Genomic DNA, 16,911 nt, shown 5'->3' with positions numbered 1-16,911 from the left:
AAAAGAAAACAAACGTGCTTTTACAACAGACTTTGAGCTTTATGATGAAAGAGCGTTAGACCCAAACAACGTACAATTGGATATTTATATTGCATTAGCCTGAACGACAAAAAAGAAGATACCATTTGGTATCTTCTTTTTTGTCGTTAAATAGCCACTGTGCAAACCCAACATTATTGTCTACAATGAGAAAGTGCAGTATAGAAATATTAGAAACTGTATAAAACGATTGTTAATAGGTTTTTTAGTTTAAATTTGTCACATAGAAAGGAAGCAATATGGAGGAACTACAACAAAATAAATCTGCTTTAGAGGGAAGCGGAAAACCGTTATTAAAAAATACGAATTTCCTTTTTCTTTGGGCAGCTACTCTTTTTTCAAGTTTTGCTTTAGCCTTTTTTACTTTTTCACAAACGTGGTACATAGCAAAAACATTAAACCTTGAAGCTTCACTCGGTGTTGTTTTCGTAGCTCTTAGTGTTCCAAGGCTTATTTTTATGATTATCGGCGGCGCTGTAGCTGATAAATTCCCGAAAAAAAACATTATGTTTTACTCTAATATTATTCGTGCCATTCTTGTCGCAACCATCCTCACATGGTTCATTGTAGGTGATGTAACACTATATACATTTGCTCTATTCGCTTTATTCTTTGGACTTGCTGATGCTTTTTTCTGGTCAGCTGACGGGTCTATCTTACCTGAACTTGTAGAAAAAAGCCGGTTAACACAAGCAAACTCACTTACACAAATGACAAACCAAGCGTCGGTCATCTTAGGCCCTGTACTTGGCGGAATTCTTATCAAATTTACGAACTATGAAACGATCTTTTCGATCACGATTTTGTTACTGATCGTCGCAGCTATACTCGTTCAAAAAATACAATTTACGATGCCCGAGCAGCAAAATACAGACAAAGGCATGTTCACTTCTATTAAAGAAGGAATTTTATACGTAAAGGAATCACCATTCCTTTCAACTTTCCTTCTTTGTAGCGCCTTTTTAAACTTATTTTTAATTGGTCCGATGCAAGTCGGTTTCCCGCTTTTCGTTAAAAATGTTCTGCACGGTGATTCGCTTCAGTTTAGTTACTTAGAAGCGTCTGTAGGAGGCGGAATGGCAATAGGTGCTGTCATTGTCGGTTTAAAAAATATCAATCGTAGACGCGGTCTATTTTGCATTATCATGATGCTACTGTCTGGTGTATTCTTCTTATCCATCAACTTTAGCACCGTACTTTGGCAAGCATTATTAGCTGGCATGTTTTACGGTATTACAATCGCAATGGCTATCGTTCCGCTTATGGCGATGATTCAATCGACAGTAAAAGAAGAAATGATGGGGCGCGTAATGAGTTTACTTATGTTATCATCAATGGGCTTTATCCCGCTTTCTTATGCATTCACATCAATTGCACTTGCAATAGGAATTCCAATCGTAACCGTTATGAAAAGCGGTGCAATCGCCGTTATCGTCTTCGTACTATTTGTAGCGATTCGTGTTCCAGTTGTAAGAAAGTTTGATTAACTACTTGGAGTCATGTGTTATACGCATGGCTCCTTTTTAAACGGGTCAAATAACGGTATCCCCTTACTTCTCCTCACAGCTGCTCCCCATTCTAATCCAACCTCTAAAAATAGATCCCGCACTGTACTATATAAAAGCGCCTTAACATTTTTACGGATTTCCCCGTATTTATACGCTCTCACAACACTCTTCACTCGCCAAATGAAGTTTCCATACACTTCTTCATCAGCTAATATTTGCTCCAGTAACACACCTTGCTCTAGTAACCCGCTCTTTTTATATGCAAGTTCCACCTTACTCCAAAATAAATTAATCTTCTTCGGATTACGCGTCAACGGCACAAGTGCGTATATAAAAGGCTTCGGTATATCGTGGCGGCAATACGTCTCATCAAGTTCGTACGTTTCTTTTCTATTCTCTTTTATTTGTGGAATGTTTTTAGAAAAAATTGTTTCCCCTTCACTTTTTTGCTCATTTTTACTACAGCCATCTACACGATCATCACTTTCACATGCGGACATTTTCATACGGTCATCCATGCGGTCAATTGCAGATATAAGAAATACATATAAGTTCGCACTATATCCGCCGCGCCTATGTCTTTCTTTTGTCGCAACACGCTTTATAATTCCTAGTTCCTCTAACTTTGCAATTGAGCGGCGTACTGTACGAATGCTCTTTCCAACATTCATCGCAATCGTCTCCATTAACGGACAAGCAACTCCCACTGTTTTCTGTTTCTCATTCACTGCATACTTTCCTAAAAAATGAATAATGGTAGCATCCGTTTTATTTAATTGAAATCGGTAGCACTTCAAAACTTGTTTTTGATATGTATTAAACTCTTCTTTACTTCGAAATTCACTATATGGTTTCATTAAGTTATATAAGCTTCCCATTTTTATCACCTCATTTATAAATAAGAGGCAGGAAGGGAATTTGGCGTGATAATTAATATTTTTTATTGGAGATGAAAACATGATCGTAATTAGCGCTTGTTTAGGTGGTATTGCTTGTCGATATGACGGGAATGACAATCTCGTTTCAAAAATAGAGGAGCTACTACAACAAGAAGATACCGTCCTCATTTGTCCTGAAGTATTAGGAGGATTGCCAACGCCTCGCCCTTCAGCTGAAATTGTCGGAGGGGATGGCGATGACGTTTTGGATGGAAAAGCGAAAGTGATGACAAAAGACGGTGAAGATGTCACGGAATCTTTCGTGAGTGGGGCTTATAAAGCTCTAGAACAAATGAAAGATTTACATCCAGAATATATTATTTTAAAGGAACGCAGCCCATCTTGTGGTAGTTCTACAATTTACACTGGAGAATTTAACGGCAATAAACAAACTGGTTACGGAGTAACAACTGCTTTATTCAAAAGACATGGCTTTACAGTCATTTCAGAAGAGGATTTTGAAAATATAAAAAGGAATTGACCCTGTTCGTCAATTCCTTTTTTCTTTCTTATTTTGCACCTAATTTTTCTTTCACTTTCGCAGGAAGCTCATCTTTCTTAACTTCTTCCCAAGCTGTTACACCTTTTTTATCTGAATTGTATACGCGTAAGAATGCATCTTTACGAAGATTTTTTTGAGCTGTGAATTCTAATTCTTTTTCTTTTCCGTCTTTATCGAATCCTTTTAATTTATACTCAAAATATTTGTATGGCTCTCCGCTATCAGCCTTCTCATTTTTTTCCATTCCATCAGCTGTGATTTGAACGTAATACTCATCTTTCCCCATACGATTAATATCACAACCAACTAACAGGCTTGCGAATACAACTAAAATACTAAACAGTGCAATATATCTTTTCATTTCCTTCACCTCATATGTTTTTTCTTATATTCTTATCTTAAAGCCCAGAGCTTAAAGAAGAAATTCAAAAACATGACATGAACATTACACTTTTGTAAGATAATAATTATTTCTTCACTTTAGAAACCGTCATCCCGTCACCAATTGGCATGAGTACCGACTCTAAACTTGAATGATTGGCTATCACTTCATTAAACTTCTTCATACACATAAACCAACTTCTAATTATGCAAAAGACAAAAAAATAATCATTCCTTATCCAACTAACGGTTTCATTTTCAATATGTGAAAAGGGATTTCTAAATGATGAATTGAATATATATTTATTGTTTTCTAGCTTTTGAGCGAAAGTTTTTTACATAAGTTTCATTCTGTCCTAATTTAAAGGTTTTGAGGGGAGAAATAATATGAATCCTATTTTATTAGATGTTCCGTTACAAATAGAAACAGATAGACTCATTCTTCGAGCGCCACTTCAAGCTGGTGAAGGGAATGTAGTACATGAAGCTATTCAAGATTCAATTCGTGAATTAAAGCAATGGTTGTCTTTATTCCAGTCCATTCCTACTGTTGAAGAAACGGAAATTCTCCTAAGAAATGCGCATTTAGATTTTTTGAAAAGAGAAAGCTTTCGCTACCTTATCTACCATAAGGAAACGAATGCTTTTATTGGAACGGCTAGCCTTCACGGAATTGATTGGAAGGTTTCTAAATGTGAAATTGGATACTGGATTAACACGCGATTTAGTGGCAGTGGATATATAACAGAAACAGTAAGTGCGTTAACAAACCTTGGATTTCAGTTATTTAAATTTAGAAGGATTGAAATACGATGTGAAGCTAGTAACACGAAAAGTCGTGCGATCCCTGAAAAATTAGGTTTTGAGCTTGAAGGGATATTACGTAATGAAGATGTTTCAGCTGATGGCAAACAACCAGCTGATACTTGCATCTATGCAAAGATAAAATAAAACTTTAATCACCCCTTACCAATTGGACTTTTACGGCAAAAGAAAAGACCTCCTTAACGATTTTATTCCATCGCTAAAAAGGTCTTTTTCTATTTCTGCTAAAAACTTAGCACTCTTCTGGCTTACCAGCATTCGTCGCTGTACGGAAAGATGATCCACATCCGCATGATGCGATTGCGTTTGGATTGTCGATTGTGAATCCGCCGCCAAGCATCGATTGTTTATAATCAATTTTTACTCCTTTAACAATTGGAGCACTTTCTGTATCGATAACAAATTCAACACCGAAAAACTCAAGAACTGTGTCGTCTTCTTTTGGTTCTACTTCAAATCCTAAGCCGTAAGAAAGGCCAGTACATCCGCCGCCATGTACAGCAAGGCGCACGTACTTCTCTCCATCTTCAGCATCTTTTAACATATCTTTAATTTGAAAAGCTGCTTGTTCTGTTACTTCAATCATGAAATACACCATCCTTTCTGTTCTCATTCTATTATACATCTTTACGCTTCTATCTTGTACTCATACACTCCGCGGCAAATTACTTCCGCTGGTCCTTTCATTAACACATTGCCTTCTTCTGTCCATGCAATCATTAAATCGCCACCAGCTAAATGAACTGTAATTTCCTTACCACGTTCCATTTTCCCATTTAAAATAGAGGCTACAACTGCAGCACACGCTCCTGTTCCGCAAGCTTGTGTTACACCAGATCCTCGTTCCCAAACACGGAAGTTCATCTCTTCCTCATTCAAAATCTCGATAAATTCAACATTTACTCGTTCTGGGAACATTTCATGTGTCTCAAGGACTGGACCAAGTGTTGTAAGAGGTGCTTGTTCTACATCATCCACAAAAATAACCGCATGCGGATTCCCCATTGAAACAGCTGTAAATGCATAACGATGATTATTGTATAAGAAGTTCTCACGAATAAATGGTGTTTCACCTTCACCAAGCATCGGTATTTCCGCACGTGTTAAACGTGGTGCTCCCATATCGATTTTCGCTAACGTAACTTTCCCCTCTTCTACCGTTACTTCCGCTGTTACAATGCCAGCTAACGTTTCAATTGTGAAAACTGTATCTTCTACTAGTTTATGCTCATACGCATATTTCGCTACGCAGCGTAAACCGTTACCACAGCTCTTTCCTTCTGATCCATCATTATTAAACATGCGCATTTTCACCGGAGCTACGTCAGATGGACAAATTAAAATCATTCCATCTGCTCCAATACCAGTATTAATATTTGAAACCTTTTCCGCCACAAGAGCTAAATCTTCTTCAGGAATTTGTTCTTCAAACATATTTACATATATATAACTATTGCCAAGACCATGCATTTTTGTAAAAGAAAATTGGCTCATTTGTATTCACTCCAAAAATAATTTGTTATGTTCAGTATAAAATGCACGCTTTTAGAACACAATATGAATGTCCCCCGTTTCTCATATTTGACAACATTTGGCGATGAGCCATTCTTGCGCAAATTGTGTAAGAAAAATGCCCTTCTAAAAGGGCCTTTTTTTATTTATATACAATATTATCCTCCCCTGCGAAATAAAATTTTATCTAATAGAAAAAGAAAAAGGTGCTGCCGATTGCAACACCTTAAAACATTGGATTTTCATCCAAATACTCATATACATTATTAACAAGTTCTTCTACTGTAGCACCTTGTACAACTTCACCATTTACAAGTGCAAACGGCCCCTCAAAACAAATACCACAATATCCTAAACAACCATACTCCATTACATCTAAATTCGGATCTTTTTCTAATTTCTCTAAAGCTGCTTGTGAACCACTCGCAAGGTTACCTACACAAAATTCAATTAATGGTTTAATCAAAATTCTCCCCCCTGTACTACAAAACAAATTACCTTCTGACTATCTATAAGAAGAAAACTAAGCTGTCTCTTGTTGTTTTTGTTATACATTCTAAACTATTTAGTTACTTCACTATTTCACTTCAAAGTAGATGGTTTTATTTTATATAACATGCTACTTGCAATGAAATAGTAACTAAAAAGGCAAAACAGTTTACTTTACTTTTCTTCTTATTGTACAACAGAGTATTCATTCATGCATTGTTATTTGTTCACAAATTCGATATAATTTGATTGAGTAAAGTCAAAATATTTTATTAATATAAAATTGTGTGATTAGGGGATATTTCAACAGAAAAGGGGTAATCCATCATGAAACACCTCGTAATACTGGGTGGCGGCTACGGTGGAATGAGAATTCTGCAGCGGCTACTTCCAAGCAACCAACTTCCGGATGATGTACAAGTGACATTAATCGACAAAGTACCATATCATTGTTTCAAAACTGAATATTATGCATTAGTAGCGGGTACAATTTCAGAAACGCATATTCGTATACCGTTTCCTGAGCACCCACGCCTCAATATTCAATACGGCACAATAACAAATATTGATCTCGAAGAAAAAGCTGTTCATCTCGATGGCGGTGAAGCGATCCAATATGATGATTTAATTATCGGTCTTGGCTGTGAGGATAAATATCATAACGTTCCTGGGGCGAAGGAATATACGCATAGCCTACAATCGATTGAACAAACACGTAAAACATATGAACAATTAAATAGTCTAGAGCCAAATGCAACAGTAGCTGTCGTTGGTGCTGGATTAAGTGGCGTTGAAGTTGCAAGTGAACTTCGCGAAAGCCGTTCTGATTTAAAAATTTACTTATTTGATCGAAAAGATAGAATTCTATTCCCATATCCAGAGAAACTAAGTAGATACGTAGAAGAATGGTTCGTAAAACATAAAGTTTCTATTATACGAAACTCTAACATTACAAAAGTAGAACCAAATATTGTGTACAACCACGATGAACCACTTGAATGTGATGCAATCGTCTGGACAGCTGGTATTCAAGCAAATGAAGTTGTTCGAAACCTTCCAGTTGAACAAGATGGTAGCGGACGGGTTGTTTTAACAAAATATCACAATATTCCAAATAACGAGCACGTTTATGTTGTAGGAGATTGCGCAGCACTTCCACACGCTCCATCTGCACAACTTGCTGAAGGTCAGGGAGAACAAATTGTCCAAATATTATTAAAACGTTGGAATAATGAACCACTTCCTGACGAACTACCTGTTATTAAATTAAAAGGTGTTCTCGGCTCTCTTGGGAAGAAGCACGGCTTCGGTTTACTAGCAAACCAACCATTAATGGGACGTGTACCGAGATTATTAAAATCTGGTCTTCTTTGGATGTACAAATATCATAAAGGTTAATACTTTACAGACTGTCTACTAAATAGGCAGTCTCTTTTATGAGTTAAAATATAATTATCAGACACATCTTTCTCAATATGAATGATGATTTATTTTTCATTTTCATATTAAAAACTATTGATAAACAGTGTATGCTATTTATAAGTTGTTTTATTATTTCCTTTAAGACCGAAGTCATTCGGTCTTATTTTTTATGTTGTAAATACTTTTACAGGAGGTATTCCATTTCACTTATGAACGTAACGAAACTAAACGATCGAATAGAAGCGAAGAAGAAAGAATTGATCTATCTCGTTGAAAAGTACGGATTCACTCATGATAAAGTAATTTCTTTCAGCCAAGAATTAGATCGTTTACTTAACTTGTTAATAAAACTCAAGACGAAGAAAAAACGCTGCTCTTTATAACCGTTATCTTCTCTTTTTTGATACGATATAAATAGAATCAGAAAGGAGCCATTTATGTTTATATTAAAAGACGTTACCTATAAAGATATACTACACATTCCTTATTTACAGATTCAAAAAGAAAAAATCACGTGTATTATCGGTGAGAGTGGGAGCGGAAAAAGTACATTGCTCCGCATGTTAAATGATTTACAATCTCCAACATCCGGTACAATTGAATATAATGGAAAATTAATTTCTGATTATCCCCCTATTCAATTACGACGTGACGTAGTCATGCTTGGGCAAACGCCACCTATTTTTGATGGAACGATTAAAGACAATCTATTAATGGGACTTCGTCTTTCTGAAAAACCATTTCCCAATGATGATGCCCTGCGTAGCGCATTAATGACGGTTAGCTTAGAAAAAAATTTAGAAGACAACGCTGATTCCTTATCAGGCGGGGAAAAACAACGACTCGCTTTTGCACGTATCGTACTTATGGATCCACCAGTTTATTTATTAGATGAACCAACATCGGCGCTAGATAGCGATACAGAACGCCGCGTTATGAAACAATTTACTACGCTAGCAAGAGAAAAGAAAAAAACAGTTATCTTCATCACACACTCTCAACAACTTCCAGAAGAAATTGCGGACGATATTATTGAAATTAGTAAAACAAACGGTGCAACTAGAAAGGAAGTGCTCTCAATTGAAGGGCGTTATTGAACTCCAAATTTGGCAACTTGCCGCTGCATATATTTTTATTCTTATTTTAATTGGACTTGTAAAATTAAAAGGGATTCCGCGTGAAAAACAAATTGCACTCGCAACATTCCGTATGACGATTCAGCTCGTACTTGTTGCCTATGTCCTTACATACGTATTTGAAAACAGTAATCCATTTTATACAATTGCCCTTATTACTTCTATTACTACCTTTGCAATTTTTAATATTTATAAACGAGTTAACATCCCAATGTCAAAAGACTTAAAACGAGTAGCCGCCCTTTCCATGGTTGCCGGATCAATTGGGCCACTTCTACTATTTATCTTTGTTATTATCGGACATGACCCTTGGTATGCACCGCAATATATCGTTCCGATTACCGGAATGTTAGTTGGAAATGCTATGACTGGTGTTTCTCTCGGTGCAAATACGTTCTTAAACAATATGAAATCGCAAAGAGGTCAAATTGAAGGAGCACTTATGCTCGGCGCAACGCCGAAAGAAGCCACTGCTCCACTCATACGCGACGCTTTTGACTCTGCCATTTTACCAACGATCAATTCTATGGTCGGAATGGGAATTATAAGCTTACCAGGCATGATGACAGGACAAATCTTATCTGGTGTATCACCATTTACAGCCATTCAATATCAAATCGCAATTATACTTGGTATTTCCGGAAGCACTGCCTTTGCTGTTATTATCTTCTTACAGCTTGGATATAAAACATTCTTTAATAAGCGGTGTCAGTTGAAAGAGGTTGACTATAGTGCACGGTAAATGATTCACTGTTCAGGGTAAATGAAATCATATCGACTTACCGACAAAAAATGACATAATAAAAAGAGGAGGCCCATTCGCCTCCTCTTTTTACTTACGCCTTCTTAACGAACTGTGATTTTAACTTCATAGCTCCGAAACCGTCGATTTTACAATCAATATCGTGATCGCCATCAACTAGACGGATACTCTTTACTTTCGTACCGATCTTCACAACTGAAGAAGTTCCTTTTACTTTTAAATCTTTAATGACAGTAACAGCATCGCCGTCTTGAAGAACGTTTCCGTTCGCATCTTTTACAACTTTTGCACCATCATTATTTTCAGCTTCTGCTTCTTGGCCCCACTCATGAGCACATTCTGGACATACGAAAAGAACGCCATCCTCATACGTATATTCTGAATTACATTTTGGACAATTTGGTAAAGTAGCCATAAATTCATTTCCTCCGTTCATTATTTATACGTAAAAATCAAAATTGATGTTTACATCTCGATAAATAAAATTTGTATAGCATTTCTTTATAGTGCCATAGTCTTACGTTATTGACAACCCTACCTCAAATTCTCATTTTTTATTGTATTTTACAAAATTTCAATTCGTATGGTGTTTTGTGTTCACATTTTTCGTTAATTAGCTTATTCGACGTGTACTTCTTCCATCCAACTGCTTGTCTTAGATTTCACTATTATTAAGTGCTCATTTTCCCATTTTAGTTTACCTAAAAATCTAGAGTAGACTACTTCATTCCCTACTTCTTCTACGAGCAATTTATTTACCACTCTTAGCCCTTTATCGTTATACACTTGACACATTAGCTGAAATCCTTCCGAACGATGAATTCCTTTTAATATAGCTGTTTTCTTTCGGCTTGGGCTCTTCTTCGGTGTTTTATCCACTAAAAACACAATCTCGTAATTCTCTTTCTCTATTTCTTGAAGCGCTTCATTCACATACTCTTTAATCATTTCTAATGATATTTTTGAATATTTTTCAATAGCTGGTACAACGTAGAGATGAACCAACTCACAAAAATGCTTATATTTCTCCTCAACTGATTCCAAATTTAAAAATTGCATATAATCATAAGGCACGAATATACGAATCTTCTCCAGAGCCTCATGTAGTTCATAAGAAATATCTTCATTAGGGTTTGCTAGGCAATATATATCTATATTTTCTACAGTTTCTAATCCAAGATCCAAGCTATTTAACTTCTTCGAAAAAATTAATTCAAAAATTCTCATTTCATGTAATCGATTATAATGTTTTTTAGGACGTTTCTTAGCCCAATCATAAAAATGAACATCTATCATACTACCTTTTCCTCCTAATATATAAAAAGAAGAACCTTCACAAGATTCTCCTTTTCAAAATGAACGGGTTCTGACTAGAATCCCCAACCATTTTCTTCAATGTAAAATTGATACTCTTCTAACTCATCTTCACTCAATTTCTTATTATTCTCATATACTTCTTGCCATTCAAAATAGTCTTCACTAAAATAAACAGCAAATTTAATTTTCACGTTTTTCTTCTCCGTATAATCATAACCAGTAAACTCTACTACATCATAATCTTGTTCTTTCTTCACAAACTTCCAAGTTGGATTATCCGTCATAATCTCTAAAGTAATACCTTCACTACTTGAACGAACGACATTTTTAATATTCGGCTCAGTTGGTAAAAGTGAGAGTCCGAACATAGCTCCACCAAATACTATCATCACTATAACTTGTAAACCAATCATGCCAGCAAAACTAGCACTGCCCTTTGATTGTAAGTAATACGCCTTCTCACGATCAAGCGTACCTTCTCCCTTATGTAGAACACGAACAGCATGCTTATAATATAAACGGTTTCCTTGCCATCCAGTAAATATCATCATTCCTAATTGAAGAACTAAACTGCATGTTAAATAAATCCCATCTGGAATATCTATAAAAGGAGTTACAACGATACTAGGTACCGCCAATAACGTAAGTATAATAAACAACTTATACATTTTACGATAAGCTAACCAAAAAGTTGGGAAGAAAAAGGCTACCCAATTCCACGTATTCCCTTGCGCTGGATTTTCTACTTTGCCCCACTTAAAGTCATAATAAGCTGTATTCTTTTGAACAACTTTATGTAACTCTTGCGGAGAAATTGTTTCTTGTAAAACAGTGTCCTTCACGTACATCATCCTTTTCTTCTTTCTACATACGTGTATTTTATAGAAAGAAAAAGAAGGAATCTAACAAAAAGTACATATATTTCATAAAAATGAACGGAAATCGAATATATTCCGACAATTTCTCGTTTATTATTCCATTTTACTTTTTAATATATTAGAATACTTATGAATGATGGGTTTAATACACTAAGTTAAGCATTTTGTATATTTGATAATAAAATGTTTCACATGAAACTATTTATATTTTGTATTACCTTACTCCTACACAATACGTGTAAAGCCTTTTCTACCTACTACAAAATACGAAAGACGCCCTTTTCAAAAGGCGTCTTTTTACAGTTGAAAATTTACTAATATAAAAAATGCATTATTTAATAAATGAATCCCCCATGGGACGAGTAAGTTATTTGTTTTCTTATACGTATAAGCTAAACATATACCGCCACCAAAAATATATAAAACACCACCTAAAGTAAGTGGATGTCCTAAAGTAAATATAAAAGCACTTATAACAATACTAGTAAGTGTAGAAAAGCGCTGAGATAATTTTGTGAAAAACATCCCCCGAAATAAAAGTTCTTCCCAAATCGGTGCAAAAGTGGTGAGTACCACTACGTATAAAATGATTTCACTTTTAGTAGGCTCTATTACTATACTAGATTCATTCACCCCAAGCCCATGTGGTAAAACTACATTTAATACTGCAAGATATATAAGTAGTACAATCATCGCCATTACTATCGTTACATAATGTTTTAAATTATTAAACTGCATTGATTTTATTAACTGCACACAGTAATTTCTTGCGGGTGCATATATTAAAATAATAGTAAGAAATGTTAAAGGTGGAATAAGATGATCTACATACCATGGATATAAGGAAGAGTCATATATAATGTTCAAAAAACCCACTCCATACATGACCCCAAAAATAATTACTATCATACTGATTACTTCGCGCATACTCATTTGTACATTCTTTTCTTTATATGTAACTAATTCCGTGTCCATCATATCCCCTCCAGTATAATTAAACCTTTTTAACCATTATATACCAAATGCAATATAAAAAAAGACAATACAACCAACTGTATTGTCCATTTTCTTCCCTATCATTTCTCTCTACACGTCTCAATTAAGTGAAGCAAATACCTCTTCGTCATATCTGCCCTTCTCCACCTTGAGAGCATTCGCTTTTCTTTTGGGTTCTGCCGTATCCTCGCTACTTCTTTTAATAAAAGCTCCCATTCCTCCGCTGAATGTTCTAATAAGTATTGTAACCCTCTATCTTTTGAAACGATTGTTTTATGATCTAGTGTATATAAAATACGCCCCATCGTAACGACCGCTGATTCTACCCACTCTTCTACGAAAAATAAATATGGCTGCTTCGCTTTTTCACTCCAGTACTGTTCTACGTTGTATTTCATCGTATTTACTACATCATCCCACCTTATTTGAAACGAAAGATCTTCCGCTTCTTTCCCGGTAACTGTAATACCTTGATTTTTTAACGTCCACCATGTGACCGCATTAATATCCCAATGACCAATATCCGCCTTACCATCTGCACAATACACGTACTCATTCATTTCATCATTGTATTTTCCTAAATCAGCAAGCGGAATATACATACCGTCCATCCTTTTACCTAACGTACTCTCACTAAGTTTCTTATGTAATTCTACAAGTTGCTGTTTTTCAGCTTCATTCATAGAATCACTTATTACCGTAACAAAATCAACATCGCTCGTTTCTGCATGAAATGCACCGAGTGCGATGGAGCCGTAAATATATACCCCGACTATTTTTTCATCTAAAAAAATTTCTTTTAATTCTACTGTGTACCGCTCCATTAACTGTTGTACTTCTGTTGGTAACGCATGCTTCACTCCATTTTTCACATCTATCCCTCCAATAAAAAAAGCCTTTGCAAATTCGCAAAGACTTCCTGCTTTATAAATATTTCTCGATTTCTTCGTAAACATCCTTCAAACGAGGATTTCCTTCTCCAACAATTTCTCCATTTACAAGAACGACCGGATAAAATAAATCTTCTTCCACTACTCGCTCGGCGAATGCTTTTTTCTCTTCATCTTGTTGTTCTTCTTGAAAATCAATATACTCGAAATTAAATTTATTTTCTTGTCCTTCATATTTACGACCAATCGCCGCTTGTAACCACTCAAACGTTTCTGTTGAAGATGGCATTCCAACGCAGCTCGCACAAATTACTTTCGTCCCATACACTTGCACATTAACCATTTCTTCTCCCCCACTTCTTGTTTCAACAGTATATTCAGATGTCTTAGTACATAAGCACATCATTTTACAAACTTATTCCATACCCCTATACTGAAAAAACACGTTGTAAACATGATAAAAAATTTCGACATTAAAACAAGAACAGAAAAAATAGATTTTCCCCTCTATCTTGATTATAATAAAACTGATGAAAGGAGTCGATAAAAATGGAAAACCCACATATGCAAGAACAAGTACTAGAAGTATTAGATAAATTACGTCCATTCTTACTTCGTGATGGCGGAGACGTTGAGTTAGTAGACATTGAAGAAGGTATCGTAAAATTACGCCTTATGGGTGCATGCGGAAGCTGCCCAAGTTCTACAATCACACTAAAAGCTGGTATCGAACGCGCATTACTTGAAGAAGTACCAGGCGTTATCGAAGTAGAACAAGTATTTTAATCTAAAAGCAGAAGCGGCTCGTTCAGAACAGGAGGTCATTGGAGCTCCTGACGAAGAGGCGCTTTTTGCCTCACAGGAAGGCGCGAAATGGCCGACTGTTCTAGCCGCTGGAGCTGGATATTAATCTAAAAGCGGAAGCGGCTCGTTCAAAATGTGAGGAGGATGGAGCTTCTGACATAGAGGCGCTTTTTGCCTCGGCGGAAGAAGCGAAGCCACCGAACATTTTAGCCGCTGGAGCTAGATATTAATCTAAAAGCGAAAGCGGCTCGTTCAGAATCGCTTCCTAGAAAGAGACCCAAATGGGTCTCTTTTTTTATTCAAATAACACTTCTCCTTTAACATCATAAAACAAAATTGGAAATCCTTCTCAAAAAATGCGATAATTGATACTATATAGTGAATCGTTCACACATATAAAGTAAAAAACATAGGGGGACGACACATGCCAAAAATGGGGAACACTTTTTTAACAATTCAAGAACTAGAAAAGAAAAAAGAGTATTTATTAGGCCTTTCATCCGTTATACCAACATGGAATACAAGCTATCAATTTTTATTTAAAGAAATTCAGCAAGAATTATTGGGTAAAGTAAATGAAAAGCTCGAAAGGCATCAATTCGTTTTAAATATATGTACAGATCAGCAGGTAGGGGCATAATGTATTACATACAATTGTGGTATATAAAAAAGAGACCTCACTCGGTCTCTTTTTTATATTTTTAAGATAACCAATCTAATTTTCTAATCCCGAGCTTATCAACTGGTAAACGAAGTGAGCCATAAAAATGCTTCATAAATTGCTCTGAGCGGTTCACATCGTGTAAAATGGCTTCTAAGCGATCTCTATATATGCTTTTTTGTTCTTCGTTTCCCGTTTGGTAATATCGTTCAACTGTTTCAAAATAGTGAAGCGGGAACAGGAGCCTTGCAAATAATAAGCGCCAACCAAATGAGGACAGCGAATAATTTCGTTCATAATCTGTAACAAATTGAACGATTGTTTGCTCCCAGTCTTTCTTTTTTTCTATCATCATATAGCGGATTAATTCTGCCATATCTCGAGTTGGGTGATCATACACCCAATCAAAAGGTAGTTTGAGACGCTTCGTTTGATGCCATAATAAGGGTGTAAATCGTTCTTGGCAAATTGTTGCTGCATCGGTCATTTGCGGCGTATCATCCATCTCTGTATCAACTACATACTGAATTGCATTTTCTGCAACTCCTAAGTAATACGGGAAGGATTCAATAAACAATTGATCGAATACGTCTGTAGGGTGGTTCATCACTTGTGATTGCCAAAACTTTTCTAATTGATCGAGCCTTTTTTCCCATAACGCTTTCCATTCACCAATGCGGCTTAATTGCTCGATTTCTTCTGGAAAGAATGCACCTCGTTTATGGAAGATCGAAAGCTCACTTCCTAATGATGTAGCATGTCGTTCTAATGCACGCATACCTTTTAATAAGCAGTAATTTTGTTCTTCTATCTCACTTACATAGTAGCCGTGTATAGTCGGAACGAAAGTCGCTACAGTTATATCCCCTTGCTGGTTCATATAGTCACTGAGCTTTTTCATCTCTACAAGTACTTCTTCCTCCATTTCTCCAATTGGAACAAGTACATAAATTTTGTTGCGAATCCAAAAGCTTTTATAGGGGCCAAGGGGGATTAATTCTTTAACATGCATGTGATAATGCTCATAAATATGATGAATCATCGCAGTCGCCACCTATGGTTTTTCTATATATATATGAGCTTGTGCTCGCCTTTCATTCCTATGCACATGATAAAGCAACGAAACGTATACAAATACTAAAAAGAAAAAAAGGTGATAATCATGAAAGAATCAAATCAACTACAAGAAAGAGCATTACAACTATTACAAGAACGCGGTGTAACAATTGACGATATTGCTGAACTTGTTCATTTTCTTCAAAAAAAATATCATCCAAATTTAGAGATGTCAGAATGCCGTTATAACGTTGAGCGCGTATTATCAAAACGTGAAGTACAAAACGCACTGATTACAGGTATCGAACTCGATGTCCTTGCTGAAAAAGGAATGTTAAGTGAGCCGTTACAAGATATCGTAAAACGTGATGAAGGCTTATACGGAATTGATGAAGTAATCGCACTTTCTATCGTTAACGTGTACGGCTCTATCGGTTTCACGAACTTTGGATATATCGATAAATTAAAACCTGGTATTTTAGAATACTTAAATGATAAATCATCTGGAAAGGTGCATACATTCCTTGATGATATCGTTGGCGGAATCGCTGCCGCTGCTTCAAGCCGCTTAGCACACAGAGCTGAGCATTCGGAATAAAGTGAGCCTTTAATCAGTGGGGGTTTTCTTCATCCCCCACTGATTATTAGTCGAACCAATCGGACTTTAATGGACAGCCCGACCCCCACTTAAATTCTTTGCTTTCGCTGAATTTTGAGGTGGAGGTCTTACTGCCCATTAAAGCGGGATAAAATATGAAAGACCGTCAGTTTCATACTGACGGTCTTTCGTATTC

General features: G+C 36.1%; 23 protein-coding genes and 1 pseudogene. 11 read left to right on the top strand and 13 right to left on the bottom strand.

Annotation, left to right across the window (positions count from 1 at the left end; genetic code table 11):
- Positions 1-103 (top strand): annotated as a pseudogene (locus KI369_RS23850) (GyrI-like domain-containing protein); the annotation flags it as partial.
- A gap of 175 nt (positions 104-278) precedes the next feature.
- The gene (locus KI369_RS23845) at positions 279-1,526 is read left to right on the top strand and encodes an MFS transporter (RefSeq protein ID WP_097817476.1); all 1,248 of its coding nucleotides are present in this window, start codon (positions 279-281) and stop codon (positions 1,524-1,526) included.
- A 17-nt stretch (positions 1,527-1,543) separates the two neighbouring features.
- On the opposite strand, the gene KI369_RS23840 is transcribed toward KI369_RS23845, so the two are convergent.
- On the bottom strand, positions 1,544-2,425 hold the full coding sequence (locus KI369_RS23840) for a helix-turn-helix domain-containing protein (RefSeq protein ID WP_212957662.1): 882 nt from the start codon (positions 2,423-2,425) through the stop codon (positions 1,544-1,546).
- Positions 2,426-2,504: 79 nt separating this feature from the next.
- Here KI369_RS23840 and KI369_RS23835 point away from each other — a divergent pair, with 79 nt between their 5' ends.
- Positions 2,505-2,966 (top strand): 2-thiouracil desulfurase family protein, encoded by a 462-nt coding sequence (locus KI369_RS23835; protein WP_212957660.1) that lies wholly within the window; start codon positions 2,505-2,507, stop codon positions 2,964-2,966.
- Positions 2,967-2,994: 28 nt separating this feature from the next.
- Here the strand turns inward: KI369_RS23835 and KI369_RS23830 are convergent, their stop codons facing one another.
- Both KI369_RS23830 and KI369_RS23825 read right to left on the bottom strand, forming a co-directional pair.
- Positions 2,995-3,348 (bottom strand): YxeA family protein, encoded by a 354-nt coding sequence (locus KI369_RS23830; protein WP_212957658.1) that lies wholly within the window; start codon positions 3,346-3,348, stop codon positions 2,995-2,997.
- Between the two features lie 106 nt (positions 3,349-3,454).
- Positions 3,455-3,559, bottom strand: a complete 105-nt coding sequence (locus tag KI369_RS23825; RefSeq protein WP_212957656.1) for a methyltransferase — start codon at positions 3,557-3,559, stop codon at positions 3,455-3,457.
- Between the two features lie 196 nt (positions 3,560-3,755).
- On the opposite strand from KI369_RS23825, the gene KI369_RS23820 reads away from it, so the two are divergent.
- Entirely contained in the window at positions 3,756-4,319 is a 564-nt protein-coding gene (locus tag KI369_RS23820; protein WP_212957654.1) for a GNAT family N-acetyltransferase, read from the top strand.
- Positions 4,320-4,425: 106 nt separating this feature from the next.
- On the opposite strand, the gene KI369_RS23815 is transcribed toward KI369_RS23820, so the two are convergent.
- The 3 genes from KI369_RS23815 to KI369_RS23805 form a co-directional block, all read right to left on the bottom strand.
- Positions 4,426-4,779 carry a HesB/IscA family protein gene (locus KI369_RS23815; RefSeq protein ID WP_000573830.1) on the bottom strand — a complete coding sequence of 118 codons (354 nt, stop codon included), beginning with the start codon at positions 4,777-4,779 and terminating at the stop codon, positions 4,426-4,428.
- A 41-nt stretch (positions 4,780-4,820) separates the two neighbouring features.
- Positions 4,821-5,687, bottom strand: coding sequence for a diaminopimelate epimerase (dapF, locus tag KI369_RS23810; RefSeq protein ID WP_000077386.1), 867 nt, complete (start codon positions 5,685-5,687; stop codon positions 4,821-4,823).
- A 244-nt stretch (positions 5,688-5,931) separates the two neighbouring features.
- The gene (locus tag KI369_RS23805; protein ID WP_000595026.1) at positions 5,932-6,171 is read right to left on the bottom strand and encodes a YuzB family protein; all 240 of its coding nucleotides are present in this window, start codon (positions 6,169-6,171) and stop codon (positions 5,932-5,934) included.
- Positions 6,172-6,521: 350 nt separating this feature from the next.
- Between KI369_RS23805 and KI369_RS23800 the strand changes: the two genes are divergently transcribed.
- The 4 genes from KI369_RS23800 (at position 6,522) to KI369_RS23785 (ending at position 9,494) form a co-directional block, all read left to right on the top strand.
- The gene (locus KI369_RS23800) at positions 6,522-7,592 is read left to right on the top strand and encodes an NAD(P)/FAD-dependent oxidoreductase (protein ID WP_212957652.1); all 1,071 of its coding nucleotides are present in this window, start codon (positions 6,522-6,524) and stop codon (positions 7,590-7,592) included.
- A gap of 233 nt (positions 7,593-7,825) precedes the next feature.
- Entirely contained in the window at positions 7,826-7,999 is a 174-nt protein-coding gene (locus KI369_RS23795) for an aspartyl-phosphate phosphatase Spo0E family protein (RefSeq protein WP_212957650.1), read from the top strand.
- Between the two features lie 54 nt (positions 8,000-8,053).
- The gene (locus tag KI369_RS23790) at positions 8,054-8,713 is read left to right on the top strand and encodes an ABC transporter ATP-binding protein (protein ID WP_212957649.1); all 660 of its coding nucleotides are present in this window, start codon (positions 8,054-8,056) and stop codon (positions 8,711-8,713) included.
- The gene (locus tag KI369_RS23785; RefSeq protein WP_097843794.1) at positions 8,697-9,494 is read left to right on the top strand and encodes an ABC transporter permease; all 798 of its coding nucleotides are present in this window, start codon (positions 8,697-8,699) and stop codon (positions 9,492-9,494) included. The genes KI369_RS23790 and KI369_RS23785 overlap by 17 nt, the downstream gene beginning before the upstream one ends.
- Positions 9,495-9,588: 94 nt before the next feature.
- On the opposite strand, the gene phnA is transcribed toward KI369_RS23785, so the two are convergent.
- From phnA to KI369_RS23755, 6 genes are all read right to left on the bottom strand, one after another.
- Positions 9,589-9,930: an alkylphosphonate utilization operon protein PhnA gene (phnA, locus tag KI369_RS23780; RefSeq protein WP_000212737.1), complete on the bottom strand. Its 342-nt coding sequence runs from the start codon at positions 9,928-9,930 to the stop codon at positions 9,589-9,591.
- Positions 9,931-10,133: 203 nt separating this feature from the next.
- The gene (locus KI369_RS23775) at positions 10,134-10,811 is read right to left on the bottom strand and encodes a hypothetical protein (RefSeq protein ID WP_212957646.1); all 678 of its coding nucleotides are present in this window, start codon (positions 10,809-10,811) and stop codon (positions 10,134-10,136) included.
- 74 nt (positions 10,812-10,885) lie between these two features.
- Complete coding sequence (locus tag KI369_RS23770; protein WP_212957644.1) at positions 10,886-11,680, bottom strand: DUF2628 domain-containing protein; 795 nt, start codon at positions 11,678-11,680, stop codon at positions 10,886-10,888.
- Between the two features lie 327 nt (positions 11,681-12,007).
- Positions 12,008-12,685 carry a CPBP family intramembrane glutamic endopeptidase gene (locus KI369_RS23765; RefSeq protein ID WP_212957636.1) on the bottom strand — a complete coding sequence of 226 codons (678 nt, stop codon included), beginning with the start codon at positions 12,683-12,685 and terminating at the stop codon, positions 12,008-12,010.
- Between the two features lie 101 nt (positions 12,686-12,786).
- Positions 12,787-13,662, bottom strand: coding sequence for a nucleotidyltransferase domain-containing protein (locus KI369_RS23760; RefSeq protein ID WP_212957634.1), 876 nt, complete (start codon positions 13,660-13,662; stop codon positions 12,787-12,789).
- Positions 13,631-13,939: a YuzD family protein gene (locus tag KI369_RS23755; protein WP_113712100.1), complete on the bottom strand. Its 309-nt coding sequence runs from the start codon at positions 13,937-13,939 to the stop codon at positions 13,631-13,633. Before KI369_RS23755 ends, KI369_RS23760 begins: the two co-directional genes overlap by 32 nt.
- Positions 13,940-14,145: 206 nt before the next feature.
- Here KI369_RS23755 and KI369_RS23750 point away from each other — a divergent pair, with 206 nt between their 5' ends.
- On the top strand, positions 14,146-14,382 hold the full coding sequence (locus KI369_RS23750; protein WP_000431159.1) for a NifU family protein: 237 nt from the start codon (positions 14,146-14,148) through the stop codon (positions 14,380-14,382).
- Positions 14,383-14,824: 442 nt separating this feature from the next.
- The gene (locus tag KI369_RS23745; protein WP_001125498.1) at positions 14,825-15,040 is read left to right on the top strand and encodes a hypothetical protein; all 216 of its coding nucleotides are present in this window, start codon (positions 14,825-14,827) and stop codon (positions 15,038-15,040) included.
- Between the two features lie 61 nt (positions 15,041-15,101).
- Here the strand turns inward: KI369_RS23745 and yutH are convergent, their stop codons facing one another.
- Positions 15,102-16,103, bottom strand: a complete 1,002-nt coding sequence (gene yutH, locus KI369_RS23740) for a spore coat putative kinase YutH (protein ID WP_000581274.1) — start codon at positions 16,101-16,103, stop codon at positions 15,102-15,104.
- A 120-nt stretch (positions 16,104-16,223) separates the two neighbouring features.
- Between yutH and KI369_RS23735 the strand changes: the two genes are divergently transcribed.
- Positions 16,224-16,715 (top strand): phosphatidylglycerophosphatase A family protein, encoded by a 492-nt coding sequence (locus KI369_RS23735; protein WP_087959426.1) that lies wholly within the window; start codon positions 16,224-16,226, stop codon positions 16,713-16,715.
- Positions 16,716-16,911 lie beyond the last annotated feature (196 nt).

Source organism: Bacillus sanguinis (genome assembly GCF_018332475.1).
GTDB lineage: Bacteria > Bacillota > Bacilli > Bacillales > Bacillaceae_G > Bacillus_A > Bacillus_A sanguinis.
This window is presented reverse-complemented; position numbering and strand designations above follow the sequence as displayed.